The following is a 26,283-nucleotide window of genomic DNA, read 5'->3' as shown; positions in this document are numbered from 1 at the left end:
CAAAGGAAATCATCATGAGTTATAAGGTCTCAGAATTATTAATGTCTTCTCTAGAGCAAATGGGCATCGGTGATGTGGCGCAGGGCAGCCTTGATGATCACTCTACCATTACGCTAAAGCTGACCGATGACAATCCCGACATCAATATCATTACTCAGGAGGATGAAACCTGGATATGGTCGGTGTTGGGTGAGTTTAATCAGAACGCGCTGAGCTTTAACAGCGCAAATTTACTGCCGCTTATGATTACCACCCACAACGATTGCTTCAATTTCGGCCAGCCCTCATTGGTGGAAATAGACGGAAATCTTGAATTCAGGGCGCAAGTAAAAAAAGAGTCGTTAGAGTCGGTAACCTCATTCACCGAAATGCTGGACGCCTACTTTACTCTCTTGATGGATTATCAGGCGGCGATGGCCTGAGGCATCAATGATGAGAAGAAGTCCTCTGCAAAATTGTTTTGATTATGCGGCCCATCCCACGCGGATCCAGGGAAACATTATTGAAGCCAGTTTGCCGGCGGCCGCGATCGGCGAAGTCTGTGAAGTGCAATCATCGATTAACGACACTTCTCTGGCGGGCTACGCCCAGGTCATTGGCTTTAACGGCAGTCGTACCATGCTGAGCCTGCTATGCGACAGTGCGGGATTTTCCCAGCATCACCTCTTGGTGCCCACCGGCAAACCCTTCCAAATCGGTCTGGGAGATGCCTTATTGGGCGCGGTGCTTGACCCGTTGGGCAATATCTGCGCACGACTGGACGGGGCGACGGATGAAACGCTGACCGTCACCGAACATCGCCCGATTGACGCAGAGGCGCTGCATTTTACCGAACGTCGGCCCATTGCTGAAAAACTCGTCACGCGGATCCGCGCCATTGATGGATTGCTGACTTGCGGACACGGGCAGCGTTTGGGCATTTTTGCCGCGGCGGGCTGCGGGAAAACCTCGTTGATGAATATGCTGATTGAGCACTCTGAGGCCGACGTTTATGTGGTCGGTCTTATCGGCGAGCGCGGCCGCGAAGTGACGGAATTTATTGAGGAGCTAAAACACTCCTCGCGCAGCGGGAAAGTGGTGCTGGTGAATTCTACCTCGGACCGCTCTGCGGTGGAACGCTGCAATGCGGCGCAGGTTGCCACCACCGTCGCCGAATATTTTCGCGATCAGGGCAAAAACGTGCTGCTGTTCATCGATTCCATTACGCGTTATGCGCGGGCATTGCGCGATATGGCCTTAAGCATGGGGGAATTACCCGCGCGGCGTGGCTATCCCGCGTCGGTATTTGAACGCTTGCCCAAGCTGCTTGAACGACCCGGCAGCAGCCGGCTGGGGTCGATTACCGCCTTTTATACCGTGCTGCTGGAAAATGATGAAGAGCCTGATGCCATCGGCGATGAAGTCCGGTCGATTCTGGACGGGCATATTTATCTCAGCCCCACCCTGGCATCCCAGGGGCATTACCCCGCCATTGACATATTGCGCAGTACCAGCCGGTTGTTTTTACAAATTACCGATCAGAAACAACAGCGCGCGGCCGTTCGTTTTCGGGATTTACTGGTTCGCCAGCGGGACATGCAGCTCTATCTGGACTTGGGCGAATACCGCCGGGGCGAAAATGAAGAGAACGATAACGCCTTTGATAAGAAAACGGTAATGAGTGAGTTTTTGCGCCAGCCGCTGGCCGAGCATATGGAATTAACCCAAACCCTGGAGCAAATGAATGAATGTCTGGCGTAGAGGGCAGCAGTTTATTTCTCTATTGAATCGGAAACAGCAGGGTTTTACGCGGCAAACCCAGCTCATCGCGCGCGAGCTGGCGGCGTTGGAACAGCAGCGCGATGAATGCCTGCGTCAGTCGGCAGCGCTGCTGCAGGAGGTGGCGGCCTGCCAGATCAAGGGGGCGGTGACCCGCGCCACATTATATGAGCAGCAGCGCCGTCAGGCGGTATTGCTAAGCCGGCAGGAAGAGTTTGAACAGCAGTTGCTGGAACTGGCGGAGCAGCGCGAGGAGCAATTGCAGCAGCTGCAACATTATCAATTGCAGATCAATGCCCTGGAAAAACGGCAGCGCAAGATCGACCGCTATTTTCATTCCGTGCGTGCGCAGCATTTGCGTCGCCGGGAAAGGCAAAACGAGAACGACATACAGGAGATGGCAAATTATGTCCGCTAAAGCAGAACTTGCACCGTCGGTATCAATGCCGTCCGACGTGATAAAACCCATTGACGACAGCAGCGCGAACTGGAGCCCGCGGGAGAAGGATAAGAAGCAAAACCGTCGCAGCGCATCGCCAGAGGCACTACCCTATGCCGTACAGCAGATGATCGATTTGCTCAGGCCGGATTTACAGCTCAATCGAGGGGGACTGGCGCAGACAAAAGAGCAAAAAGGGCAAGCGAAAGCGGTGGGCGACGACGGCATCAACGGTGGAAAAACCGCCGCTACGTCGCACGCGGAAAGCCAGAGCGCGGACCACAGCATCCGGGCGGCGACGTTGGGCCGGTCTACCGCCGGTCAACAGACCGTAGCGCAACAGTCTGACACCGCCCGCACGGCGGCCGTGGCAGCGTCTGCCGCACCTGCGTCGTCCGGGCAGGTGTCGCAGTCGGACAAGAACCGACGGCAGTCGGCCGCGGTTGAGGGGCAGACCAACCAGCCGCAGGGCCACAGCGCCATGACCTCGCCGGTGAATGCCGAACTGCCGCAGGTCGCGACGCCGGCACCGCAGTCTAAATCGACTCAGTCGCCGTTGGTAAAAACCCAGGCCGAGACGCCAAGTAACACCCTGTCGATGGAATATCGTTTTCAGGGTTGGACCGGCAATCATTCGGTGAAACTGTCCGCTTCTCCCAGTCCTCTGCAGGACGGCGTGTTAACGCTGCAGCCTTCAAGCCTGCAGGTCGGCCATGTGATGAACCGTGAGATGGACCACTGGCAGGGTAACAGCACGATGGTGGTGGTACCGGCAGACGAAGATGAAGGTCAGCAGCAGCAGCAGCGCCATCCCGATGAACAACCGGATCCCGAGGCGCAGTAATGAAGCTTTTTTCTCGTCTGCGTCAGGTGGCTTTGGAACATCAGCGTTTATTGCGGTTACAAAACTCGCTGGCGCAAAGCGTGATAGCGGCGGTTTGCGCCAATCAACGCTACCTGCAAGTCACGCTGGAAAATGAGCATGGCCAGTGCCAAGAGGGTTTTGTCGACATCACCGACTGGCTGGCGGCGCAACGGGCTGCCTTGCCGGGCATGCCCTGGCGGGAGATCCCGCTGGATTATCTGTGCCCGCTATTGCAAGAGAGCGTCGGTAGCGTAGCGCTGTATGGACAAACATGGACGCTGCGGGCGGTCCGCGCGCCGTCAACCCCATTACCGGCGCAATGGCTGACGCTGCCGGTCGAAGAGTTCACCCTGCATGTATCCGATTGGCCGGTTGAAGCTTACCCCGAAGCGCAAGCGGCCGGCGCCGAGCTCAGCCTTCTGCCGTTCGAGCTGCGCTGCGTCCTGGGACGCAGCCGTTTGCCGGCGGTGGAACTGGCGAAGTTGGACACGGGCGATCTGTTAGTGATTACCCAACCAGAAATGTATTTAGCCGTCAACGGACGCGCAATTTTCAGCTGTCATCAAGCACAATCGAAGGAAATCATTGTGGATAATGTTATCGACCCCTCAATTGAGGATACCCAAGCGCAGCACACACTGCCGCTCTTTGACTGGAGCCGCGTACCGGTGACGGTGGAATTTGTTCTCGAAGCGAAATCCTATCCGCTGGCGGAGTTGGACAACCTGCAACCGGGAACCGCGTTTGATTTGTCGGAAAATGTGGAAAAGAACATCAAAATTTTCCTCAATCAACAATTAGTGGGCCAGGGGGAACTGGTGGCGCTGGCCGACGATCGGCTGGCCGTGGAAATCACCAAACTTAATACCTTCAAGTCGGACAAAGAGTGACGCTATGCTCTCCAATGACATGACGTTAATTGCCTTACTCTCGTTCGCCACACTATTACCTTTTGTCATTGCGGGGGGAACTTGTTATATCAAATTCTCCATCGTATTGGTCATGGTGCGAAATGCGCTGGGTATACAGCAAATACCCTCTACGCTCACGCTGAACGGTATCGCTTTGGTCTTAACCGCTTTCGTCATGATGCCGGTATGTCAGAATATTAGCCGGTATATCGAAACGCACCAGACCAATTTCAATAACATCGAATCTACGATGCAATTTGTTGACCAAGGCTTGGGAAGTTATCGTGACTATCTGGTGCGTTATTCGGATAAAAAACTGATTCGCTTCTTTTGTGAAACCCAGCATCGGCAAAGCGGCGATGAGCAGTCGACAGATTTGGAATGTAGCGAAGACAATATGACATCCTTACCGCTAATGACGCTGATGCCGGCCTATGCGCTCAGTGAGGTACAGAGTGCATTTAAAATCGCCTTCTTTTTGTATGTCCCGTTCGTGGTTATTGATATGGTGGTTTCCAGTATATTGCTCGCGCTGGGGATGATGATGATGAGCCCGGTCACTATCTCAATACCTATTAAATTGATCCTTTTTGTGGCAATGGACGGTTGGACCATATTAACCAAGGGGCTGATCCTGCAATATGCAGATTTGATTAAGCAATGAGTGAAATTTCCTATATTGGTAGTTCAGCCTTACTTTTGGTGCTAAAGCTTTCGGCCGTGCCCATCGCGATGGCGACCATTGTGGGGCTCGTTGTAGGTTTATTCCAAACGGTAATGCAGATTCAAGAACAAACGTTGCCGTTTGGCTTAAAAATGCTGGCGGTTTTTGCCTGCCTTCTCATGTTAATGGGGTGGTTCGCCAGCGAAGGATTGCGATTCGCCACAGAATCATTTCTGATGGGTTTCCGGTAAACAGAGTGGGTCTATGCCGCTAATTAGCTTATTCTTCAGCTTCCAGGAAAACAGCATGGTCATCATGCTGGCGTATGTGCGTGTCGGCACCGTATTTTTGCTGTTGCCCCTATTAGGCGGGCGCATATTGTCACATCTTATTGTGAAAAATATGGTTATCCTCATCACGCTTATCGGTATCTGGCCTGACATACAACCCATTCCTGATAGGGATCAAGGTTGGGTGGTGCTCATCGCAAGGGAGTGTGTGACGGGGCTGATGCTGGCAATGATCCTGAGTTTGCCGTTTTGGATTGCCAGCGCGATAGGGGAAGTCATCGATAACCAGCGTGGCGCGACAATCAGCGACAGTATTGACCCGGTGAACGGCCTGCAAAGCACGACCATGTCGTCCTTCCTGAGTTTCTCTTTTGGCGCCATCTTTATGGCGCAGGGCGGGATGGTATTATTGATGAATGCGCTGGTACAGAGCTATCGCGTCTTTCCCTCCGGCTCCTCGTTGCTGGGGGCGCATTGGAACGTGGCTGGCAAACTGGCGCACCTCTTATTGGAAAATAGCCTGATACTTGCGGCGCCGACGCTGATTACGTTGATGTTATCGGAAATCATTCTCGGCGTGTTTTCCCGCTACTGCCCGCAGCTTAACCCCTTTTCCTTGTCGTTATCGCTGAAGAGTTTTATCGCCTTCACGATCTTTATGCTTTATGGTTTCGGCGCCATGTCGGCACCCTTGATGCGCTTGTTTACGCTTACGCCATTTTACCAATTCATTCGCCCAGCCGTGGGGGGATAATTATGGCGGAGAAAACAGAAAAGCCCACAGAGAAACGGCGAAGAGAGTCTGCGCAAAAAGGCCAATCGTTCAAAGTTAAAGATGTTACCACCACTGTCGTGTTGGTAAGTGGGATTGCCTATTTAGGCTACGGTATGTCCTTTGAACCCTTTATCGCGTTTTATAATAATGTGATTCTCAACGGCAAAAGCCTGAGTTACCAAGCTTACCTCATTAGTTTGGCCATGTTGTTTATGGAATTAACGCTGCCGATGGTAATGGTTTGTTTTATAGCCGGTACCTTCTCGACATTGCTTCAAACTCGGATGGTGCTCGCCACTAAAGCAATAAAGTTGAATTTTGATGCGCTTAATCCGATGAAAGGACTTAAGCGGATATTCAATATGCGGACACTGAAAGAACTGGTGAAAACATTTTGCTATGTTGGCGTGTTTGCAGTCAGCGTCAATTATTTTCAATCACATTATCTTAGCAAGTTGCTATCGACTTATCAGGGGAATATCTGGCAGGTCATCCGGGTGTGGTCAGATCTGGCGGTAAAACTCGTGTTTATTTATGTGGGTGTATCGCTTATTGTTCTGGTGCTTGACGGCTTGTGTGAATATTTTCTCCAATTTAAAGATATGAAAATGGAGAAGCATGAGGTTAAGCAAGAGCATAAAGAAAATGAAGGTAACCCAGAAATAAAGTCCGCGCGGCGCAATGCGCATTTTGAATTGCTGAGCGGCTCGGAGCAGGCGGCAATTCGTTCCTCAGAGATGATACTGGCTAACCCAACCCACATCGCAATGGGTATATTTTTTAACCCAGATGTCGCGATGCTGCCGTTCATCACTTTACGTGCCAGCAATATGAAAGCGCGGGCGATCATAGCCTATGCCGAGAAGGTAGGGGTGCCGGTCGTGCGCAGTATCCCTTTGGCGCGAAGATTATATAAAAACTACAGCGTACATAGCTTTATCTCTCTGAATGATAACGATTTAATAGAAATAATGCGTATTCTCATTTGGCTGAAGCAGGTAGAAAGCGCGGGGCAGATCAGTGAAGAGCAAATTGTTCCATCCGAGCCGCCATCTGAGGAAAAAAGTTAACCTAACTCGCAAAAAGAAAGGTAATTGTTACCCCTCGTGATCCTGTTTTTTGATATTCATTCCCCCTGGTGGATGTTACTTTTCCTTACAAGAAATGAGTAAGGGACGGCGTGCATCGACCCCAGGAGGACGGGATCGCGAGCAGTAACTCAAAGTCACATCTCATTCCATTTAAGGTTGATTCGATAATGAAGACGAAAACTAAACACGCTAAAAACAATGCCTCACATCAGCAGGGCAAGCTGGAGCAGCAATATACCGAAAATTTCATGGAGGCGATACAAGATGGTGCCACGTTGAAAGATATACATCAGATACCTGAATCAACGATGCAGGACGTCTATCTGTATGCCTACGATTTTTATCAGCAGGGGCGCCTGGATGATGCGGAGTCATTGTTTCGCTTCCTGTGCGTTTATGATTTTTATAACCCCGAATATATCATGGGGCTGGCGGCAGTACATCAATTAAAGAAATCCTATGAAAAGGCTATTGAGCTTTATGCCTTGACGTATTCATTATCGGAAAACGACTATCGCCCTATGTTATATGCGGGCCAATGCAATCTTATGTTGCGAAAAGGAGAAATGGCTAAACGTTGTTTTGAAATTGTATTAGAAAAATCACAGGATGAAAACCTCATGCAAAAGGCCCAGGCTTATCTTGTGGCATTAGCCGATTTGGAGAAAAACGAAGCGGACGCCACAGGAGAGAATAAGGAGAAAAGTGACCATGACTAGTGCAGTTAACGGTCTCTCATTGCCATATTTGAATGAAATATTTGGACATGAAGAGGCGAGTAATGCGGTTACTAAGCGGGAACAAGAAGCCGCGAGGCGATTTGGCGACGAGCGCTATGGGCAACACCGGCTCAAGAACAAAGTCCAAACGCTGCAGCAGAGTTTAACCGCCGAACAACTGCAAAAAGTAATACAGGAAACGCAACGGGAACTGGTCAATAAGCAGCCTTTGGGGCTGTTGGCCAATGTCGGCGATTCCCCGCGGCTGGCGACACCGGTCCCGTTAAGCGCCGCGGCCGCCTCGACGGCCGGCGCCCAGCCAAACGAAAGCGCGGAGGCGGGAAAGGGGAGTGCCTTAAGCGGCATGGCCAGTTTGACCTATATTATGGGCACCATCATCAAACTGACCGGTAACAAATCGATACAGCAGCTATCGAATAACTTGGCGGCCTACCTCGCGCAAAGTAAAGGAACGCAGACGGCAGCGGCGGCGATGTCGGCTGAACTTGAACTCGCGGCGTCCAAGTGGGCCGAGTGCGAGGATAATCTCACCGCGGCCCAACAGCAGGCGGACCAACTGCAATCTGCGGCGGCGCAAGCCAAACAAGCGGCAAGCGATGCGCTGAAAAGTTTGAAAGAGCTGCAGGCGCAGGCGGCCAAAGAGACCGCCGCCAACGGCAGCGTTTCTCCCGAATTGCAGAAAAAAATTGATGCCGCTACCGCCCTATGTGAAAAGGCTGACGCTGAAGCAAGTCGTACGAAAAACGAAAGCGACAAATTTGTTACTAACACTCTTAATCCGGCTATCACCGCGGCGAATAGCAGCCGTTCAAATCTGGATGCCGTGCGTGCAAAAGTCGGTGGCTTTATTAATGCGCTAACGCCGCAGCAGCAGGGCGCGCTGGAACGTAAACAGCAAAAAGAGAATGAAGGCAAAAGCCTGACCTATCTCTTGGCGGTTATAAATAAGTTAATCGGCAAAAGCGCCAGCGAAAAATTAGAAGCCAGCGCAGAACTGAACAAAAAATTGAGTGCCGCCTCCATTAAAGAGGCGCAGGAGAATGCCAAAGAATTCGCCGCCAAACAGGCTAAAGCCGAAGAGATGCAAAAAACCATGGGTTGCATCGGTAAAATTATTGGCTGGATTATCACGGTGGTGAGCGTTGCGGCGGCCGCGTTCACCGGCGGCGCCTCGCTGGCGCTGGCGGGTGTCGGCCTGGCGTTGGCGATAGGCGATGAAATCGGCCAGGCTATTACCGGGCGCTCCTTCATGCAAGAAGCCATGGGGGCGATATTAGATCCGCTGATGAAAGCGATTATTCAGCCGTTGATGCAATTCTTCACCAATCTCTTCAGCAAAATCCTCGAAGGTTTAGGCATGGAGAAGGGTTTAGCCGATACCATCGCTCAGATAATGGGGGCAATCCAAGCCGCGGTGCTGATGATAGCCGCCGTTATGGTGGCGGGAAGTCTTGTCAAATCAGTGGCGCAAAAAATCGGCAGTACCCTGATTGTCAAGACCGGCATGGCATTTGCGAAAAGAATGCTCCAAAACATGGGTAAAAAAGCGGCGGAGACGCTAGGAAAAAAACTCGGACTCAATACGGTAACCAACTTCGCGAAAAGAGCCGGCAGTAGCATGGCGAAATTTTCCCCGATAAACGAAGGCAATGCGGCCATGGTGCAGAAGGGCGCCACCATCGCCAATGCGGTAAATACAACGGCGCAAGCCGGCGGAAATATCGCCGTGGCGGCATTGCAGGCCAGCGCAGCAGAAGATAAGGCCGATTTGCTGCAGGCCATGGCGACACAGGAGCTGTTGAAGAAAATGATGGATGAGGCGGTAAATGTCTTTACCCACAACTTAGCCACCATGAATGAAATTTTGAATCAAATGAGCCAAGTGGGATTGCAGGACCAGCAAACCAAGCGATTTATTACGCAACAGATTGCGATGCGCCCTGCATGAATAGGCGCACTCATGTCGCATTCCGGCTGTTTTTTTGACCGGTCGACGCCACGAACCATTTGTAAAAGATAGGAATAAGGAGCCTTTATGGCAGAAATATTAGCTAGCAACGCCGCGATCACGCAGCCACAGCAGTATCAGAAATCGCACATTATTGGTAATACCTCTGCAGATGAGAGTGCCAATGCAGCCAGATTGAATCAACGTGAAGTCAGGGCTCCCAACAAATCCGATGTTGAAGCGGTTACGCAAGCGGGTGCCCAATTCGTCTCGTCCGCCGTGGGGTTATTAGCAGCTCCCAATGCCAAGAAGAGCAACGACCCGACAGCGTTAAAAGAGTTGGCAAGTACCGTGACTACGCATTACAGCGCCAAAGAATATGATATGGCCAGTTATACGGTGGAGGCGGTGGCGCGACATGCTGCTGAAGACTTGGGGGTGGTACAGAGCGAGTTTTCTGCCAACCAAAAAGTGGCGATAAACAATTATGCTGAAAACCGGGCGAAGTTGGAATCGTCCTTTGCCGATGACCTGGAAACGGTAGCCAACACCTTAGCTAACGCTGTTAATGTGTCCGAAACACCCGAAGCCTTGGCTGCGGTGGTAAGCCAATCCGTTGATGGCATGCTTGCACAAGCGCGCACCTACGCCAAAGGAATGGAAACGACCGTACGGGAACTAGCAAAAGGGGTGGATGGGCAAAGTCAGTTAGCCGAAGAGCAGCTTGCTGTTGTCCAAAAATACTCAGAAGGCCTGAATCAGGTGGCAGATACGCTCGCTACCGAGCGCAAATCAGGCGCGTCGGTGTTGCTGGGCTCAGATCTCTCTTTTGAGGCATTGCTCAAGGTCATCTCGCTTACCACAGAGATGTGTAATGAGAACAATAAGCTTTCGGCGCATTTTGGTGAGCTGATGGCTAAAGCTGCTAATCAGTCGGCTAAGAAACTCGTGGATGCCGCGGGCGTTCGACTGGCGGGCGCGATAGCATCGGCAGGGGTACAGGTGACTTCAGCCTGGTCCGCGACCAAGCAGAAAGTGACCGCCCTCAATAAAGAGAGCGCGTCGGTTAAGGATAATTTAATCCCTAAAAACAAAATGCAACAGAAGCTGAGCGAATCTGAAAACAGCATCCTGAGCTCGCAAAGCCGGCTGGTGGCGAAGGGGTCGGATTTTACCGCTGATACGGGTGCCACGATGCGTGCAAATCATCCCCAGCAGCGAGCCAAAATCATGGACTACGACATGAAACATGAGCAGGTCCGCCGTGACACTAGCATTGCCGTTGCCAAGGCGGATGTGACATTGGCTATAGGGCGCGGTATGGGTGAAATCGCCACCGGTGCTTTCAACGTCGCCGCCGCATCGGATGAAGCGGATTCCAAAAAGCTGGACGCCAGTAAAGAACTTGCCAGCACCCTTAGCGCCGCAGCGAACAAAACCAGCGATACCAACGTATCCAACCGGGATAAGCTTCTGCAGCTGCTGCAGAGCGTTATTTCCCGTACTCAAGATACCAACAGCGTTATTGCCGGTAATATGCGCGGCTAGCGTTAAGGCGGGTTTAATAAAGGACACCGCCCTTGCACATTGTGGATAAAGGCGCAGGAAAACGGTTTGATAACTCGGTGCGACGCGTTTTCGCACCGAAAGCCCTACGGCGAGTGGTGGGTGCAATGCGCACTATAACCGGGGGCCAACATCTCCTTCTTTTATAAACAGGAAGGTGATATCACCGACAATGTGAACATCCACTATCCCAGGGGCGGCTACTTTACAAAAATAATACGTAATTATTTATTCTATGAAATAAATTTACACTCTTTATAAACTCATCCGTCGCTGTAGGGTGGGCAGTTTTATCGCTCTAACAGGCTTTCAACCGGCTAGAGAATAAACGCGGCGGCCGGTTAGACGGCCTTAAACGATAATATCCGGAGAGGAATACTTAATGCCTGGATCTTGCAATATTGCTAGCGGGAAAAATAGCTTTGCTATTCACATCCCTTCTTCGTTCGATGCGAATCCGACGAAGTCGCCACTGACCGAAAAAATTACCAGCGTTGCGAATAGCGCCAATAGGATGGCGTCTTCGAGCGCATCCGAAAATGCCCGAAACGTGGCCGGCGGCGAGGGCGCGTCGAGCACATCTTCAAGGGCAGCAGATGTCAGGACGCCTTCGGTGCGGATTAATGAAGGACAAGAAGAGGCTATCACGCCCCTTACCGCGTTTTTGAACCGCCCGATACAAAAAAATTTGACGAACTTGTTGAACGCGGATCCTTTCTTTGGGCAACCGGCAGAGATCCGTAACCGTGTACAAAATGACCTGCAAGAGCAAAATACCGACACTATGCCGAATGGGGTCGAACAGCCCCGTGCAGAAAATTCAGCGCAATCCGAGAATACGGATTTTTCTAAAGCTACGACGTTGATTAAAACTTTCTTCTCCCGGTTTTCAGCGAATGGCGAGGTGCCTGATAAACTGAGTAAGCAGGAGGTTATGCTATTAAAAGAGCACGGTGCTGCCGTACTCGCCAATCTTAAAGAAGAGGCGGTAAGGCATTCAAAAGAGGCTTGGATAAAAGCACATCCGGGTGAAGATATCACGAAACAGCCCATCTTTGACTTTCAATATGACAGCTGTCTTGATCAAATTGAACACGCCGTTCAACAGCTACAGACAATGCCTGTTAAAAACGTAACGGGTCATGAGATGGCTGGGATTTTTGGCAATGCCTTTGCTGCGATTACCACTATCCCCCATACGCTGATATATCTCGCGCCGTCTCAACCTGCGGCGGCTAACCCCGGCCCGGATGTGAAGGCAGAACCCGCCGCCGAGAGAGGCGTCTCTATCGGTAATATCGAAAATCACCAGGGCGACAACACGTATCATTACCATTACCACTACCCTAGCGCTTCCCCGGGCAATGAAAATGTTGGCGGGAAACTATCGAGTAATGACGCTAGCAATAGTGCCGCCTCTACAGAGCAGATGAAGCGAGACGCGCCTCCCGCCGCCGAGCCCGGTTCGAGACTCACGACCACTAACCGTGCCGAGACAAAAGATAAAAGCACTGAAATCGATTCGCCTGCGGACGGTGCGAAGGGGCACGGTAAGCAACTTCGCGACATGTTTGTTGACTCGCAGCCGCTAACGCCGAGGGGCAATGACGAGCCTGATGCGAACAATAACCGTCTGATAACAGACGACGAGCAATTTATCGATAGCAGTAAACTCTCTTACGGCGCAAGAGAGATCAAAAGGGCGGAATTGAAGATTAATATTGAGGACTTTGACGAGCAGCCGAAAGGCGATAACGAGCCTAACGCGAACAACAACCGTCTGATAACGGGCGACGAGCAATTTATCGATAGCAGTAATCTCTCTCCCGACCCAAGAGAGATCAAAAGGGCGGAATTGAAGATCAATGTTGATGGCTTTGACGAGCTGCGGAAAGGCGATAACGAGCCTAACGCGAACAACAACCGTCTGATAACAGGAGACGAGCAATTTACCGATAGCAGTAAACTCTCTTACGACGCAAGAGAGATCAAAAGGGCGGAATTGAAGATTAACGTTAATGGCTTCGACGAGCTGCCGAAAGGCGATAACGAGCCTAACGCGAACAACAACCGTCTGATAACAGGCGACGAGCAATTCCTCGATAGCAGTAAATTCTCTTACGGCGCAAGAGAGATCAAAAGGGCGCTTTTGCAGGTAAATGCTGATGGCTTTGACGAGCTGCCGAAAGGCTATGAACCCGCTTTCGCGAACAAGGTCGTATCGGTGACGATGAAGAATAAAGCCAATACCCTGTTCTCCCAGCCGCAGAACGCTATCCAGCCCCGATATGCCAGCAATCTTAGGCCGTCTCGCCCGCTAGGTCAGGAGGAAGTTGGGAATGTGGCTGAAACGCCTCGGGGTGAAATCAAAGGGGTGAAAGCACTTGTTGATTTCTTTGAAAACGAAGCATTTAAAGACCGCAACGGGCTCGTTCTCGACAATGGTTCAGCTCATAATCGCAGTTCAGGGTACGAGAGCGCAGCTCATAGCCGCAGTTCAGGATACGAGAGCGCAGATGATGACAGCGTTGCGGATATGCGCGATGTTGAAAGTTATCTTTCCACCGATGATGAGAGCTATAGCGATGCCGTCCGTCGTGATAATCGCCCCCTTATGAACTCGAGCTCAGCTGATGACAGCGGCTACGACAGCGATGGCAGCACTAACGATTCTCTCAGCACAAAGGACCTGTATCACGCGCGCAGGGTGCAAGTTGATGAAACCGATGCTTCACGCGATGAGACTGACAGCGTCACCCTTGGCACCGATGAAATCTCTGAGGTAAAAAAGAAAATTGCGCTGTTTAATAAGGAAAATGTTGTTGCTACGAAGCCGACTCCCAAAGAATACCAATTCAAGGTAAAAGAGAGTGATCGCGTACATTTGACGGAGGCTAAAGCCATTACCTTGTCAACGTCCGGCATGTTTAAAAAATAACCCAAATATAAAGTGATCTGATTATGTCACCCTACACTATTGTAATGAGCTCATTATCTGCTGTCACCGGCCGGCCCATATCGGAAATTAAAATGGAGGACGAATTATTCTTTGATCTTGAGATGGACTCAGTTGACCTTATCGATGTTATTATAAGGTTGGAAGATCAGGGTATAATTATTAATGAAAAGGACTTAACGCTTAAATTAAAGGTTTCTGACCTGATTCAGGTGGTTTCCTCCGGCGGCGAGATAATGAATTAGTTATCAGGATTTGCGGGCTTCTTATTAGTGGTTTGTCACTTGATATGAATTTTCGCTTGAAAATTCTCGCTCAAAACATTAGTGTAGTTACAAAAACAACATCGACCCGGAATAAGATCTGTGACCGAAGATAAGTTAGCTAATGTTTATAAAGAACCCATTGAGGTAATTACATCATGTTTTACCTTTTATCCAAAAAAACGCTGCTTGGAATTAGAGGGTACTCTCCATCAGCTACGCAAGAAGGAGTCCGAGGTCTTGGCTCTGCTCTGCAAGAAATATCCAAATCCGGTGCATCATTCCGAGTTTTTGGATGAGGTGTGGGGCGGTGGATATGTCACGTCCCATAGCATCGCGCAGGTCATTCGCTCTTTAAGGAAGTTGCTTAAGAAGAATGGGAAAAACATCATTTTAACCATCCCTAAATTAGGCTATCGTTTAGGTATTGAACCTCAGTACGAGGAAGAAAACGACGTTAAAATAATTGATTTTTCGGAAGAAAATAATGATGTTGTACCCGACAAAGACTATTTTGTTCCTTCCGAAGATCGGCATCCCTCAACGCCGCCGCCGCCCCACTATCCGCCTGGCGGTAGAGTGGGGAAGTGGGCGTGTAGGTTATTGATTTTATTATTACTAATACCGGCATCCTACGGGGTGTATTGCAGTTTAAAGCCTAAAGTACCCCTGGTTTACCAACCCCAGGATAAAGAGGTTCTCATGGTAATCCCTCGCTCGGAAGTAAAGAATGTTGAAGTGAAGGATGATTATGTGATCTTATATGGCGATGTTACAAAAACAGCTATGTTAAGTACCAATGTGAAGTCAGAGTTAACGAAATGCTATACCGGAAGTGATATTTTCAATATTCATTAAGAAAAGTCTGCCAGACCCTGTTGTCGTTATCTCTTCAGGCATCGCGTTATTGTTTCTACTACATTCTAACTTAGTTGACTATTCTCTTTAGCGAGCCGCGCATCGATCTCAACGGCTTCTTAGTCAAATGTGCATGGTGTTTCTTCTGAGCGTATATTAGAAAGGATAAGTTTAGCGCAACGCGTAACTTTTCAAATTATCGTCGGGAGTTAACGGCCCCTTTGGGAATCTTCACGGAAGAATAGACAGCGCAGGGTTTAAACAAGCTGAACAGCAAAAACGGCTTTTAGCCTGTGGCGACTAACGAGGTTTTAACCGCTAGCGCGTAATGAAATCGAGAAAGCGATAACCGTCGAGAGCAACGGTCGACGTTTTCAGAGTTTGTAAGTTTTTTTGACTTCATGTTGCGTTAATATCTCACGACCGAATAAATGTTATTGAGAATAGCACGAGCTATTATTCCATAATAATAGAATATCCCTGACGCCGAGCAGCAAAATGAGAAAACGGCAGGGGTAATGGTTATTCCGCTGACGCTTGTTTATTAGCGGCTAACCTGCCCTCGATGGCATCAATCAGTCCGGGCACCAAAGAAGGCCTATTACGGCTAAGGCGTCTCGGGCGGGGCAAGCACATTGCCCAGTCGTCGCCGGGGATAACAGGGGTTAACTCAACCGCGCCATTATGCCTTGTTAAAGCCAGCAGCGTCGCTGTGCGTTAACGGCTAGCGCGATCCATTCCCGTTTGCCATTGTTGCCGTAATAGCTCGGCGTTGGCGATACCATCGCAGCTGGCCGGGAAGTTACGGCCTTTTTCTCCCCACGCACGCAGCGTGGCCGAGCGGCAGAGTTCGGCCTGTCCCGCTGAGTATCCCGATAAATAGTCCTCACGATCGATCTGAGGAGTGCCATACCACTCCGTCAGAGTATCGTTGTCGCGCACGGCTTTACCCGCCACGGCATCGCGATAGCCTGCCTGATGCCATGGAGAATCTCGTGATGGGGCACTGGCGGCAAGATCGTCGCCGCTACAGCCTGCCAGCAAGAGCAATGCCCAAGGAATGAGAAATAGTTTTATCATCATCAAGCTAATCACTAGTGAATGACGTCGTTAAGCATAGAACACACTCGCGTTGACAGGATACTGACCCTTTGCCGCTGGAAGGGCGGATGCGCCGATAAGCCGCTTTTTGCCTAAAACCCTGCAGACGCAGTGTAAACTGTACGGTGAGTGTAATTTATTTTTTACACTCGGACCAGCGGTTTGACACGTTAAGAGCAATAATAGGTTTAAATTTTGTCGCGGCTTGCGTATCATAGCGCCGAATCACGCGCCTTCGGCGAATTTATTGCGACCCGACGCTGCCTTGAAAAGAGAGGCCTGCCGTCCTTGTCCGCGTCGATTTTGGGCCTAGTGAGTAATAATTTATTTACACTCTTGGATTGAAAACTTTACGATTGCTGGTAAGGTAGCTTTCTAGACGCATCGGCGTAATGGTTTAATGTAACGCCTTACGGCCACCTCATAGAGTCAGGATCAGTATCATGCAAAAAGACGCGCTCAATAATGTCCATATCAGTGATGAACAGGTAATGATCACACCCGAAGAATTAAAACGTCAGTTTCCTTTAAGCGAGGCTGAGCAGCACGCTATCGCTGAATCCCGGCGCACGATTGCGGATATCATCCACGGCCGCGATCCGCGTCTGTTGGTGGTCTGCGGACCTTGTTCCATTCACGATACCGATGCGGCCCTTGACTATGCCCGCCGCCTGCAAGCCCTGTCAGCTGAATTGAGCGATCAGCTGTATATCGTTATGCGCGTCTATTTTGAGAAACCCCGTACCACCGTCGGCTGGAAGGGCCTGATCAACGATCCTTACATGGATGGATCTTTTGATGTCGAGGCCGGGCTGCAAATCGCCCGCGGTTTGTTGCTGGAACTGGTCAGAATGGGGCTGCCTTTGGCAACGGAAGCGCTGGATCCCAATAGCCCGCAATACTTGGGCGATCTCTTCAGCTGGTCGGCTATTGGCGCCCGTACAACGGAATCCCAGACCCACCGTGAGATGGCGTCGGGCCTGTCCATGCCGGTAGGCTTTAAAAACGGCACCGACGGCAGCCTGGCCACCGCGATTAATGCGATGCGCGCCGCGGCTATGGCCCATCGCTTTATGGGCATTAATCAGGCGGGTCAGGTTTGTCTGCTGCAAACGCGCGGTAATCCTGACGGACACGTTATTCTGCGCGGCGGCAAGCAGCCTAATTATCATCCGCACGATATCGCTGACTGTGAGCAACAAATGGCGGCCGCAGGTCTCGCGGCGGCGTTGATGATCGATTGCAGCCACGGCAACTCCAATAAAGACTATCGCCGTCAGGCAGAGGTGGCGCAGTCGGTGCTGGCGCAAATCAAGGCCGGTAATCGTTCCATTATCGGTTTGATGCTGGAAAGCCATATCCATGCCGGTAACCAGTCCTCGGAACTGTCGCGTGAGGATATGCGCTACGGCGTATCGGTGACCGACGCCTGTATTGACTGGGAAAGTACCGACAGCTTGCTGCGCCAGCTGCACGGCGAATTGCTGACGGTGTTGCCGCTGCGGCAGGCTGGGGGAGAAGTCGCGGCATGGTAGCAGAGCTTAACGTCCTGCGGGACAAAATCGATGAGGTTGACAAGGCTTTGTTGGATCTACTGGCGAAACGCCTATCGCTGGTTGCCGAGGTCGGCGAGGTCAAGAGCCGCGCCGGTCTGCCTATCTATGCCCCCGATCGTGAAACGGCAATGCTGGCGTCTCGCCGTCGGGAAGCCGCGGCATTAGGCGTACCGCCGGATTTGATTGAAGACGTGCTGCGCCGCGTAATGCGAGAATCCTACGCCAGCGAAAACGATAAAGGCTTTAAGACGCTGTGCCCGCAGTTGCGACCGGTAGTGATCATTGGCGGTCAGGGACAAATGGGGCGTTTGTTTGGGAAAATGCTGACGCTTTCCGGATACCAGGTCCGCACTCTGGAGAAAGAGGACTGGCCGCGCGCCGACGCCTTGCTGGCGGATGCGGGAATGGTGATTGTCAGCGTGCCGATTCATTTGACGGTGCCGGTTATTGAGCAATTGCCGACGCTACCGGAAGATTGCCTCTTGGTCGATCTGGCCTCGGTAAAAAACGCGCCGCTACAGGCGATGCTGGCGGCGCACAATGGGCCGGTTCTTGGTCTGCATCCGATGTTCGGCCCCGATAGCGGCAGTCTGGCAAAGCAGGTGGTCGTGTACTGCGAAGGGCGCCAGCCGGAGGCCTATCAGTGGTTCCTGGAACAGATCCAGGTATGGGGCGCGCGGTTGCACCGCAGCAGCGCCGTCGAGCACGATCAAAACATGTCCTTTATTCAAGCGCTACGTCATTTCGCCACTTTTGCCTACGGCATGCATCTGGCGGAGGAGAATGTCGACCTGGAACAATTGTTGGCGCTGTCCTCGCCGATTTACCGGCTTGAGTTAGCGATGATTGGACGCCTCTTCGCGCAGGATCCCCAGCTGTATGCCGATATCATTATGGCTTCCGAGGACAATCTGGCGTTGATCAAGCGCTACTACCGGCGTTTCGGCGCGGCGATCGCGTTGCTGGAGCAGGGCGATAAACAGGCGTTCATCGCGCGATTCACCCAAATCGGCCGCTGGTTCGGCGATTATGCCGACCATTTTCTTGCGGAAAGTCGCGTGTTATTGCGTCAGGCCAACGATAGCCGCAAATAAGGCGTTATCACGCAGGGCGCGGCGAATGCCGCCGACGCCCCCGCACAGCTTATTCAGGATCCACCGGCAGGACATTTTCACTCGGGTAGCAGCCCAAGACCTTCAGCGACCGCGTAATTGCCTGCAGCTCGCGCAATGCTTTTTGCATTTTCGTACTGCGCAAATTGGCCTGCACATCAATATAAAACATCTCTTCATGGGCATTGCCGTGTATCGGCCGAGACTCCAGGCGCGTCATCACGATACCGTGGGTCCGCAGCACGAGCAGCGCCTCGACAAGCGCGCCGGACTGCTGGCCGGTGGCCATGATAAGCGTGGTTTTCGCCGGCACCTGCTCGGTGACGTCGATAGGTTTGCGGGCCAGCACGATAAAACGGGTAATGTTCTCCTGCTGGTTGGCCAGGTTATTTTCCAGCACCTGCAAACCGTACAAAGCCCCTCCCTGTCCGCTGCCCAGCGCGGCGACGGTGGGTCGGTTAAGCTGCGCCACTTTTTCCATGGCCGCGGCGGTGCTTTCGCAGTACTCGAATTCCCACTGCGGGAAACGTCCCAGGAACTGGCTGCACTGTTGAAAAGGCTGCGGATGGCTGTAGACCACCTCGATACGATCCAGATCGGTACTGCCGCTAACCAATACGCAGTGATCGATTGGAATAGCGATTTCGCCCACCAAAGACAGGTGGGTGTGCTGTAGCAGATCGTACACTTCGTTGATTGAACCCGAACTGCTGTTTTCAATCGGCAAAATACCGTATTCCGCCTGGCCCGTTTCCACTAACTGCACGATATCGCCGAATTTTTGGCAACCGCACTCGATAACCTGCTCAAAATAGCGCGCGCCATACTGCCGCGCCGCCAGGTGGGAATAGGAACCTTTAGGGCCCAGAAACGCGATGCGCGCAGAGCGTTCCTCTTGATGATTAAGATCCAGTTGCAGCAGGGCCTGCTGCGTTAACACGGAATCTTCGATAATCATTTGAAACAGTCGCGTCACGTAAAAACCGTCCAGGTCGAGTTTCTGGCCTTCGGTGACTAAGCGTTTCAGCAGTTCGCGCTCGCGCGCGATATCGCGTATCGGCCGTTGCGAGGCTATCTTGCTACGCGCAACATCCAGTGCCAGAGCGCGCCTTTCCGCCAGTAAAGACAGCAATTTGAGATCCAGCGCGCTTATCCGATCGCGCAGCGTCAATAAAGTGTTGTCATTCATGATATTGGTTACCTTTCACGCCAACAAAAAAAGCCCCCTGGTTCAGGAGGCTTTGCGGTTCGTCTTCGCTTTATTTCTCACACGACGCGCGCCGGCCTCCTAGCATCGGAAGATAAAAAAGAAAGCGAAGAAAAACGGGGTGGTCGGCATAGTCAACTCCTTGGAAAGAAGGATAAGGGGGTACAGTAACCGCTCGCTTTTCCCCCTGTCAATATAAAACGCGCCCTGGGGGCGCGCTATTGGGGGGTAACGTTGCCGTTCGCGGGTAGATCCGCCGGCTAAGGGGGTTATACCGCCATAAAATTCGCGGTCTTAACACATTCCGCGGCGCGGCGCGCCTCCCCTTTATGCTGGACTTTATTGATTTGACGTTCAAGTTTCGCCAGCAGCTCGTTTATCGCCAGATACATGTCCTGATGGGTCGCGCTGGCCACCAGTTGCCCATTGGGCGTGCTCAGCGTCGCGTCGGCCACAAAACCCTGCGGCTGTTTGGAGAGGATAATATGTGGATTAATCAGCTGGGTCTGCCATTTCGCCAGTTTTGCCAGGCGCTCTTCTGCGTGTTGACGAATGGCGGGAGTGATCTCCATTTGCTTACCGGTAATGTTGATTATCATAGAACTACCTCTCTGCGTGTTTCCGTCTACATAGTTTAAGCATACCCGCGAGGGGCATCTTTTGTGTGATTTGGATCACTTTTTTTTCGGCAAGGCGGCGGAGGGGATCGGTTCTGTGAGCAGGGGTCAGTAACGGGTTTTATCTTCTTGTCAGCGCCAGCACAATGGGGCAATATTGTTAAGTTAACCATACCAAAACGGCAGCCGAGGCTGCCGTCTGGATTGGTCCGCGCCGCGCCGTTAGGCCGGGTTTGACGCAATAATCTTCGTCACTTTGTCCGCCTGGCCGTTCAACTGTAATTCCCGATAGGCTTTTTCCATATAGGGCAGCGCCTGGCGCGTCGCCTGTGTATCGGGGAAGTCGCGCAGCATTTGCTCAACGCGGTTGGCCACCGCCACATAGGCGCCGCGTTTGTTATAGTACTCCACCACCGACAGTTCATGCTTGGCCAGCCGGTCTTTGAGATAAACCAGACGTTTGGTGGCATCCATGGCATACTGGCTGTTCGGATAACCCCGAATCAGCTGCGTGAAATCGCGAAACGCCGCGCGCGCATGCTCCGGGTTGCGATCGGAACGGTCCACGCCGAAGAATCCCTGTAATGCGCTGTCGTCCAGCGCCATATCAGTCAAACCACGCATGTAGAGTACGTAGTCGACATTCGGATGGGTGGGATTAAGCCGCAGAAAACGATCGATGGAGGCTTGCGCCAGCGGCAGGTCGGCGGATTTGTAGTAAGCATAAATCAAGTCAAGCTGAACCTGTTGCGCGTAGGGACCGAACGGATAGCGGTTATCCAGCGCCTCCAGCTCCTTGATAGCGCCTTTATAATTACCGTCCTGCAGCTTTTGCTGCGCGGAAGCATAGATCTCGGAGGGGGGATTATCGGGAACGGCGTCTTTGTTACTGGAACAACCCGCCAGCACCAGGCTCAGTGTGGCGGCTGCCACCAGATATTTCATACGCATCATGACGTTTTGCTTATCCTCAGAGTGTTATTCCGGGAGACTGTCCGTTTAGCTCCCGGATGAGACCAGCTACAATAGCATACTATTTTAAACGGCATCGCCGTGAAAACCCAACGTTAACGAAGATACATTATATGGCACAGCATCAACACCTCACCGGAACGGTGAATGAATCACAACTCGGGCAACGTTTAGATCAGACTTTGGCTGAAATGTTCCCTGATTATTCACGATCGCGGATAAAAGCCTGGATCCTTGACGGCCGGGTGAGGGTGAACGGACGGGTCACGGCGGTGCCCAAAGAGAAAATGCTCGGCGGTGAAGCCGTTGAAATACAAGCCATTATCGAAGAAGAGCCGCGCTGGGAAGCGCAAGCTATCCCGTTGAATATTGTTTATGAAGATGACGATATTCTTGTCATCAATAAACCCCGCGATTTGGTGGTCCATCCAGGCGCCGGCAATGCCGATGGCACCGTGTTGAACGCGCTGTTGCACTATTTCCCTCCCATTGTGGATGTGCCACGTGCGGGGATTGTTCATCGTCTGGACAAAGATACCACCGGTTTGATGGTGGTGGCCAAGACCGTGCCGGCGCAAACCCGCCTGGTGGAATCGCTCCAGGCAAGGGAAATTACCCGCGAATATGAAGCCGTGGCTATCGGCACCATGACCGCCGGCGGCACCGTGGAGCAGCCAATCGCCCGCCACGCTACCAAGCGGACGCATATGGCGGTCCATCCGATGGGAAAGCCAGCGGTGACCCATTACCGCATTATGGAGCATTTTCGCGCCCATACGCGCCTGCGCCTGCGTCTGGAGACCGGCCGCACCCATCAGATCCGCGTCCATATGGCGCATATCAACCATCCGCTGGTGGGCGATCCCCTTTATGGCGGCCGTCCTCGGCCGCCGAAAGGCGCTAGTGAAGCGTTTAACGACGTGCTGCGCCGCTTTGATCGCCAGGCGCTGCATGCCACCTTGCTGCGGCTTTACCATCCCATCACCTCGATTGAAATGGAATGGCATGCTCCGCTGCCGCAGGATATGGTGGCGCTGATAGCGGCGTTGAAAGAGGATACGGAACTGTTTAAAGAAAGTATGGATTGGCTGTGATCCGGCTTATTCTGCCCGACTGGCCCGCGCCTTCCCAGGTTGGCGCCTGTAGCACGACCCGCGAGGGCGGCGTGAGCCAAGCGCCTTGGCATTCGCTCAACCTGGGGGATCATGTCGGGGATGATCCCGACGCCGTTGCCGAAAATCGCCGTCGGCTGAGGGCGCTGGCGCATCTTCCCGCCGCGCCGCGCTACCTGACCCAAGTGCACGGCGTCGATGTGGTGGTGTTAGAAGACGCGGCGCTGACGTCGCTGCGCGGGGATGCGGTCTACACCCGCAGGCCGGGCAAGGTTTGCGCCGTGATGACCGCCGATTGTTTGCCGGTGCTGTTTTGCGATCGCGCAGGACGTGAGGTGGCCGCGGCGCATGCCGGTTGGCGGGGATTATGCGCCGGCGTGCTGGAGCAGACGCTGGCGGCGTTTCAGGCGCCGCGCGCGGACATCCTCGCCTGGCTGGGTCCGGCCATTGGGCCAACGGCGTTTGAGGTGGGCGCTGAGGTTAAAGACGCCTTTACCCGTCACGACCCCGCGGCCGCCGGCGCGTTCGTCCCGCGGGGCGAAAAATATCTGGCCGATCTCTATCAATTGGCGCGTTTACGTCTGAGAACGGCCGGGATCCGCGCCATATATGGCGGTAAGCATTGCACGGTGCAGGAAAACAACACTTTTTTCTCCTATCGGCGCGATGGTGTCACCGGACGTATGGCAACTTTGGTCTGGCTGATATAATCTCTTGCCCAAGACGATCCAGGATGGATAGCAACAATCTTCCCGCTTATTGGCGAAATATCCCTTGAATTTTAAATAAACGACCTTATTTAATCTCCAGAGTAGCAATTTTGACCAATATGGGAGGAGTTATGCGTCTGGATCGTCTTACCAATAAATTCCAGCTTGCCCTCGCCGATGCCCAGTCCATGGCCCTCGGGCGCGACAATCAATTTATCGAACCTTTACACGTGATGGCGGCCCTGTTGAAGCAGGAAGGCGGCACCGTGCGTCCGCTGCTGCAATCCGCCGGCGTTAACATCGTGCCGTTTATCAGCGCGGTGGAGCAGGCCTGTGAGCGCCTGCCGCAGGTGGAGGGCACCGGGGGCGATGTGCAGCCTTCGCAAGATCTGGTGCGCGTGCTTAACCTGTGCGACAAGCTGGCGCAAAAACGCGCCGACAGTTTCATCTCATCAGAACTCTTTGTTCTGGCCTCGCTGGAATCGCGCGGTACGCTGGCCGAGCTGCTGAAGTCGGCGGGCGCCACGACGGCGACCATGACCCAAGCGATTGAGCAAATGCGCGGCGGTGAGCAGGTAAACGATCAGGGCGCGGAAGATCAGCGCCAGGCGCTGAAAAAGTTCACCATCGACCTGACCGAGCGCGCCGAGCAGGGCAAACTTGACCCGGTGATTGGCCGCGACGAAGAAATTCGCCGCACGATTCAGGTGTTGCAACGTCGTACCAAAAATAATCCGGTGCTCATCGGTGAACCCGGGGTGGGTAAAACCGCCATTGTCGAGGGGCTGGCGCAGCGTATCGTCAACGGCGAAGTACCCGAAGGCCTAAAAAACAACCGGGTGTTGTCGCTGGATATGGGCTCGCTGGTGGCCGGCGCGAAATACCGCGGTGAATTTGAAGAGCGGCTGAAAGGCGTATTGAGCGATTTGTCCAAGCAGGAAGGCAATGTCATCCTGTTTATCGACGAGTTGCATACCATGGTGGGCGCCGGCAAGGCCGACGGTGCGATGGACGCCGGTAACATGCTCAAACCCGCGCTGGCGCGCGGCGAATTGCATTGCGTGGGGGCGACGACCCTTGACGAATACCGCAAATTTATCGAGAAGGACGCGGCGCTGGAACGGCGTTTCCAAAAGGTCTTTGTTGCCGAGCCGAACGTTGAAGATACCATCGCTATCCTGCGCGGATTGAAAGAGCGTTATGAGCTGCATCACCATGTGCAGATAACCGACCCGGCCATTGTCGCCGCCGCGACGCTGTCCCATCGCTATATTGCCGACCGGCAACTGCCGGACAAAGCGATTGACCTTATCGATGAAGCCGCATCCAGTATTCGTATGCAAATAGACTCCAAACCGGAAGAGCTGGATCGTCTGGAGCGCCGAATCATTCAACTGAAGCTGGAACAGCAAGCGCTAAAGAAAGAATCGGATGACGCCAGTCTCAAACGGCTGACGATGCTCAATGATGAATTGGCGCAAAAAGAGCGCGCTTATTCTGAACTTGAAGAGGAATGGAAAGCGGAAAAAGCCTCTTTGTCGGGTACGCAGCATTTGAAAGCGGAACTGGAACAGGCAAAGATTTCGATTGAGCAGGCGCGGCGCGTCGGCGATCTGGCGCGGATGTCTGAATTGCAGTATGGCAAAATCCCCGAGCTGGAAAAACAACTGGCGGCGGCTTCCCAATCCGAGGGCAAAGGTCTACGCCTGCTGCGTAACCGGGTGACCGATATTGAGATAGCCGAAGTGCTGGCCCGCTGGACGGGTATCCCGGTATCGCGGATGCTGGAAAGCGAGCGGGCGAAGCTGCTGCGCATGGAGCAGGATTTGCATCAGCGGGTGATTGGCCAGAATGAGGCGGTGGAAGCGGTGTCTAACGCCATTCGCCGCAGCCGTGCGGGACTGGCGGATCCTAACCGGCCCATCGGTTCCTTTATGTTCCTGGGGCCGACCGGGGTAGGTAAAACGGAGCTATGCAAAGCGCTGGCGACATTCTTGTTCGATAGCGACGATGCCATGGTGCGTATCGACATGTCCGAATTTATGGAAAAACATTCGGTGTCGCGGTTGGTTGGCGCCCCTCCCGGCTATGTCGGTTACGAAGAAGGGGGCTATCTGACCGAGGCGGTGCGCCGTCGGCCTTATTCGGTGATTCTGCTGGATGAGATCGAAAAAGCGCATCCGGATGTCTTCAATATTCTGCTGCAAGTATTGGATGACGGACGTCTGACCGATGGTCAGGGACGTACGGTGGATTTTCGCAATACCGTGGTGATCATGACCTCTAACCTGGGGTCGGACATCATTCAAGAGCGTTTCGGCCAGATGAACTATCAGGAGATGAAGGATGTCGTGCTGGAAGTGGTCAGCCATCATTTCCGGCCGGAGTTTCTCAACCGTGTGGACGAAGTTGTCGTCTTCCATCCGCTGAGCCGCGAGCACATCACCGAGATTGCGCAGATTCAGCTGCAGCGTCTGTACCAGCGTTTGGAAGAGCGGGGTTATACTGCCACCATCAGCGATGAGGCGCTGGCGCTGCTCGGCAAATCCGGTTTCGATCCGGTGTATGGCGCACGACCGCTGAAGCGCGCCATTCAGCAAGAGATCGAAAACCCGCTATCACAACAGATCCTTTCTGGTCAGTTGTTGCCGGGTAAACCGGTTAAGCTTGAGGTACGAGACGATCATATCGTCGCCAGCCAATAATCCACGCCCGGCGGGCAGGGGGGGAATTACCGCGGGCCGCCCCCGCCGGACCGGAGCTTGATATCGG

24 protein-coding genes and 1 other annotated feature are annotated in these 26,283 nt (G+C 52.8%); of the genes, 20 read left to right on the top strand and 4 right to left on the bottom strand.

The window, feature by feature from the left end:
• Positions 1 to 14 precede the first annotated feature (14 nt).
• The 15 genes from SANT_RS16315 (at position 15) to SANT_RS23010 (ending at position 15,124) form a co-directional block, all read left to right on the top strand.
• Entirely contained in the window at positions 15 to 422 is a 408-nt protein-coding gene (locus SANT_RS16315; RefSeq protein WP_025423330.1) for a hypothetical protein, read from the top strand.
• Between the two features lie 10 nt (positions 423 to 432).
• A complete protein-coding gene (sctN, locus tag SANT_RS16310; protein ID WP_025423329.1) occupies positions 433 to 1,740 on the top strand; it encodes a type III secretion system ATPase SctN in 1,308 nt (435 codons plus the stop codon).
• The gene (locus SANT_RS16305) at positions 1,724 to 2,176 is read left to right on the top strand and encodes a hypothetical protein (protein WP_025423328.1); all 453 of its coding nucleotides are present in this window, start codon (positions 1,724 to 1,726) and stop codon (positions 2,174 to 2,176) included. Before sctN ends, SANT_RS16305 begins: the two co-directional genes overlap by 17 nt.
• Positions 2,166 to 3,041 carry a hypothetical protein gene (locus tag SANT_RS16300; RefSeq protein WP_025423327.1) on the top strand — a complete coding sequence of 292 codons (876 nt, stop codon included), beginning with the start codon at positions 2,166 to 2,168 and terminating at the stop codon, positions 3,039 to 3,041. Before SANT_RS16305 ends, SANT_RS16300 begins: the two co-directional genes overlap by 11 nt.
• Entirely contained in the window at positions 3,041 to 3,952 is a 912-nt protein-coding gene (locus SANT_RS16295; RefSeq protein ID WP_025423326.1) for a FliM/FliN family flagellar motor switch protein, read from the top strand. Before SANT_RS16300 ends, SANT_RS16295 begins: the two co-directional genes overlap by 1 nt.
• 4 nt (positions 3,953 to 3,956) lie before the next feature.
• A complete protein-coding gene (locus tag SANT_RS16290) occupies positions 3,957 to 4,637 on the top strand; it encodes an EscR/YscR/HrcR family type III secretion system export apparatus protein (protein WP_025423325.1) in 681 nt (226 codons plus the stop codon).
• A complete protein-coding gene (sctS, locus tag SANT_RS16285) occupies positions 4,634 to 4,888 on the top strand; it encodes a type III secretion system export apparatus subunit SctS (RefSeq protein WP_025423324.1) in 255 nt (84 codons plus the stop codon). Before SANT_RS16290 ends, sctS begins: the two co-directional genes overlap by 4 nt.
• A gap of 13 nt (positions 4,889 to 4,901) precedes the next feature.
• Complete coding sequence (gene sctT, locus SANT_RS16280; protein ID WP_025423323.1) at positions 4,902 to 5,681, top strand: type III secretion system export apparatus subunit SctT; 780 nt, start codon at positions 4,902 to 4,904, stop codon at positions 5,679 to 5,681.
• 2 nt (positions 5,682 to 5,683) lie between these two features.
• The gene (locus SANT_RS16275) at positions 5,684 to 6,772 is read left to right on the top strand and encodes an EscU/YscU/HrcU family type III secretion system export apparatus switch protein (RefSeq protein WP_038668698.1); all 1,089 of its coding nucleotides are present in this window, start codon (positions 5,684 to 5,686) and stop codon (positions 6,770 to 6,772) included.
• A 188-nt stretch (positions 6,773 to 6,960) separates the two neighbouring features.
• Entirely contained in the window at positions 6,961 to 7,512 is a 552-nt protein-coding gene (gene sicA, locus SANT_RS16270; protein ID WP_025423322.1) for a type III secretion system translocator chaperone SicA, read from the top strand.
• Positions 7,505 to 9,481, top strand: a complete 1,977-nt coding sequence (gene sctE / locus SANT_RS16265; RefSeq protein WP_025423321.1) for a type III secretion system translocon subunit SctE — start codon at positions 7,505 to 7,507, stop codon at positions 9,479 to 9,481. Before sicA ends, sctE begins: the two co-directional genes overlap by 8 nt.
• Positions 9,482 to 9,568: 87 nt before the next feature.
• Positions 9,569 to 11,029, top strand: a complete 1,461-nt coding sequence (locus SANT_RS16260) for a hypothetical protein (protein WP_025423320.1) — start codon at positions 9,569 to 9,571, stop codon at positions 11,027 to 11,029.
• Between the two features lie 400 nt (positions 11,030 to 11,429).
• Positions 11,430 to 13,985 carry a hypothetical protein gene (locus SANT_RS16255; RefSeq protein WP_148296313.1) on the top strand — a complete coding sequence of 852 codons (2,556 nt, stop codon included), beginning with the start codon at positions 11,430 to 11,432 and terminating at the stop codon, positions 13,983 to 13,985.
• A 23-nt stretch (positions 13,986 to 14,008) separates the two neighbouring features.
• A complete protein-coding gene (locus tag SANT_RS23535) occupies positions 14,009 to 14,248 on the top strand; it encodes an acyl carrier protein (protein WP_038668695.1) in 240 nt (79 codons plus the stop codon).
• Positions 14,249 to 14,368: 120 nt separating this feature from the next.
• Positions 14,369 to 15,124 carry a winged helix-turn-helix domain-containing protein gene (locus SANT_RS23010; protein ID WP_025423318.1) on the top strand — a complete coding sequence of 252 codons (756 nt, stop codon included), beginning with the start codon at positions 14,369 to 14,371 and terminating at the stop codon, positions 15,122 to 15,124.
• A gap of 717 nt (positions 15,125 to 15,841) precedes the next feature.
• On the opposite strand, the gene SANT_RS16240 is transcribed toward SANT_RS23010, so the two are convergent.
• Positions 15,842 to 16,207 carry a DUF2799 domain-containing protein gene (locus tag SANT_RS16240; protein WP_071882040.1) on the bottom strand — a complete coding sequence of 122 codons (366 nt, stop codon included), beginning with the start codon at positions 16,205 to 16,207 and terminating at the stop codon, positions 15,842 to 15,844.
• Between the two features lie 461 nt (positions 16,208 to 16,668).
• Between SANT_RS16240 and SANT_RS16235 the strand changes: the two genes are divergently transcribed.
• Both SANT_RS16235 and tyrA read left to right on the top strand, forming a co-directional pair.
• Entirely contained in the window at positions 16,669 to 17,760 is a 1,092-nt protein-coding gene (locus tag SANT_RS16235; protein ID WP_025423316.1) for a 3-deoxy-7-phosphoheptulonate synthase, read from the top strand.
• On the top strand, positions 17,754 to 18,875 hold the full coding sequence (gene tyrA, locus SANT_RS16230) for a bifunctional chorismate mutase/prephenate dehydrogenase (protein WP_025423315.1): 1,122 nt from the start codon (positions 17,754 to 17,756) through the stop codon (positions 18,873 to 18,875). The genes SANT_RS16235 and tyrA overlap by 7 nt, the downstream gene beginning before the upstream one ends.
• Before the next feature lie 49 nt (positions 18,876 to 18,924).
• On the opposite strand, the gene pheA is transcribed toward tyrA, so the two are convergent.
• The 3 genes from pheA to bamD all read right to left on the bottom strand — a co-directional run bounded on the left by pheA (position 18,925) and on the right by bamD (position 21,671).
• Positions 18,925 to 20,082 (bottom strand): bifunctional chorismate mutase/prephenate dehydratase, encoded by a 1,158-nt coding sequence (gene pheA, locus SANT_RS16225; protein ID WP_025423314.1) that lies wholly within the window; start codon positions 20,080 to 20,082, stop codon positions 18,925 to 18,927.
• Positions 20,083 to 20,105: 23 nt separating this feature from the next.
• Positions 20,106 to 20,233: a sequence feature (Phe leader region), on the bottom strand.
• A gap of 136 nt (positions 20,234 to 20,369) precedes the next feature.
• Positions 20,370 to 20,699 (bottom strand): ribosome-associated translation inhibitor RaiA, encoded by a 330-nt coding sequence (gene raiA, locus SANT_RS16220; RefSeq protein WP_025423313.1) that lies wholly within the window; start codon positions 20,697 to 20,699, stop codon positions 20,370 to 20,372.
• A 240-nt stretch (positions 20,700 to 20,939) separates the two neighbouring features.
• Entirely contained in the window at positions 20,940 to 21,671 is a 732-nt protein-coding gene (gene bamD, locus SANT_RS16215) for an outer membrane protein assembly factor BamD (RefSeq protein WP_025423312.1), read from the bottom strand.
• Positions 21,672 to 21,802: 131 nt separating this feature from the next.
• Between bamD and rluD the strand changes: the two genes are divergently transcribed.
• The 3 genes from rluD to clpB all read left to right on the top strand — a co-directional run bounded on the left by rluD (position 21,803) and on the right by clpB (position 26,216).
• A complete protein-coding gene (gene rluD / locus SANT_RS16210) occupies positions 21,803 to 22,783 on the top strand; it encodes a 23S rRNA pseudouridine(1911/1915/1917) synthase RluD (protein ID WP_025423311.1) in 981 nt (326 codons plus the stop codon).
• A complete protein-coding gene (yfiH, locus tag SANT_RS16205) occupies positions 22,780 to 23,511 on the top strand; it encodes a purine nucleoside phosphorylase YfiH (RefSeq protein WP_025423310.1) in 732 nt (243 codons plus the stop codon). Before rluD ends, yfiH begins: the two co-directional genes overlap by 4 nt.
• 131 nt (positions 23,512 to 23,642) lie before the next feature.
• On the top strand, positions 23,643 to 26,216 hold the full coding sequence (gene clpB, locus SANT_RS16200; protein WP_025423309.1) for an ATP-dependent chaperone ClpB: 2,574 nt from the start codon (positions 23,643 to 23,645) through the stop codon (positions 26,214 to 26,216).
• Positions 26,217 to 26,283 lie beyond the last annotated feature (67 nt).

The organism is Sodalis praecaptivus (assembly GCF_000517425.1).
In the GTDB taxonomy this organism is placed as follows: Bacteria; Pseudomonadota; Gammaproteobacteria; order Enterobacterales; family Enterobacteriaceae; genus Sodalis_A; species Sodalis_A praecaptivus.
The sequence above is the reverse complement of the archived record's forward strand: the minus strand, read 5'-3'. Positions and strand labels throughout refer to the sequence as shown.

Excerpts from the sequence above, each read along its gene's own strand:
- SANT_RS16315 (WP_025423330.1), top strand. The coding sequence starts at position 15 with ATGAGTTATAAGGTCTCAGAATTATTAATGTCTTCTCTAGAGCAAATG.
- sctN (WP_025423329.1), top strand. The coding sequence starts at position 433 with ATGAGAAGAAGTCCTCTGCAAAATTGTTTTGATTATGCGGCCCATCCC.
- SANT_RS16305 (WP_025423328.1), top strand. The coding sequence starts at position 1,724 with ATGAATGTCTGGCGTAGAGGGCAGCAGTTTATTTCTCTATTGAATCGG.
- SANT_RS16300 (WP_025423327.1), top strand. The coding sequence starts at position 2,166 with ATGTCCGCTAAAGCAGAACTTGCACCGTCGGTATCAATGCCGTCCGAC.
- SANT_RS16295 (WP_025423326.1), top strand. The coding sequence starts at position 3,041 with ATGAAGCTTTTTTCTCGTCTGCGTCAGGTGGCTTTGGAACATCAGCGT.
- SANT_RS16290 (WP_025423325.1), top strand. The coding sequence starts at position 3,957 with ATGCTCTCCAATGACATGACGTTAATTGCCTTACTCTCGTTCGCCACA.
- sctS (WP_025423324.1), top strand. The coding sequence starts at position 4,634 with ATGAGTGAAATTTCCTATATTGGTAGTTCAGCCTTACTTTTGGTGCTA.
- sctT (WP_025423323.1), top strand. The coding sequence starts at position 4,902 with ATGCCGCTAATTAGCTTATTCTTCAGCTTCCAGGAAAACAGCATGGTC.
- SANT_RS16275 (WP_038668698.1), top strand. The coding sequence starts at position 5,684 with ATGGCGGAGAAAACAGAAAAGCCCACAGAGAAACGGCGAAGAGAGTCT.
- sicA (WP_025423322.1), top strand. The coding sequence starts at position 6,961 with ATGAAGACGAAAACTAAACACGCTAAAAACAATGCCTCACATCAGCAG.
- sctE (WP_025423321.1), top strand. The coding sequence starts at position 7,505 with ATGACTAGTGCAGTTAACGGTCTCTCATTGCCATATTTGAATGAAATA.
- SANT_RS16260 (WP_025423320.1), top strand. The coding sequence starts at position 9,569 with ATGGCAGAAATATTAGCTAGCAACGCCGCGATCACGCAGCCACAGCAG.
- SANT_RS16255 (WP_148296313.1), top strand. The coding sequence starts at position 11,430 with ATGCCTGGATCTTGCAATATTGCTAGCGGGAAAAATAGCTTTGCTATT.
- SANT_RS23535 (WP_038668695.1), top strand. The coding sequence starts at position 14,009 with ATGTCACCCTACACTATTGTAATGAGCTCATTATCTGCTGTCACCGGC.
- SANT_RS16240 (WP_071882040.1), bottom strand. The coding sequence starts at position 16,207 with ATGATGATAAAACTATTTCTCATTCCTTGGGCATTGCTCTTGCTGGCA.
- SANT_RS16235 (WP_025423316.1), top strand. The coding sequence starts at position 16,669 with ATGCAAAAAGACGCGCTCAATAATGTCCATATCAGTGATGAACAGGTA.
- tyrA (WP_025423315.1), top strand. The coding sequence starts at position 17,754 with ATGGTAGCAGAGCTTAACGTCCTGCGGGACAAAATCGATGAGGTTGAC.
- pheA (WP_025423314.1), bottom strand. The coding sequence starts at position 20,082 with ATGAATGACAACACTTTATTGACGCTGCGCGATCGGATAAGCGCGCTG.
- raiA (WP_025423313.1), bottom strand. The coding sequence starts at position 20,699 with ATGATAATCAACATTACCGGTAAGCAAATGGAGATCACTCCCGCCATT.
- bamD (WP_025423312.1), bottom strand. The coding sequence starts at position 21,671 with ATGATGCGTATGAAATATCTGGTGGCAGCCGCCACACTGAGCCTGGTG.
- rluD (WP_025423311.1), top strand. The coding sequence starts at position 21,803 with ATGGCACAGCATCAACACCTCACCGGAACGGTGAATGAATCACAACTC.
- clpB (WP_025423309.1), top strand. The coding sequence starts at position 23,643 with ATGCGTCTGGATCGTCTTACCAATAAATTCCAGCTTGCCCTCGCCGAT.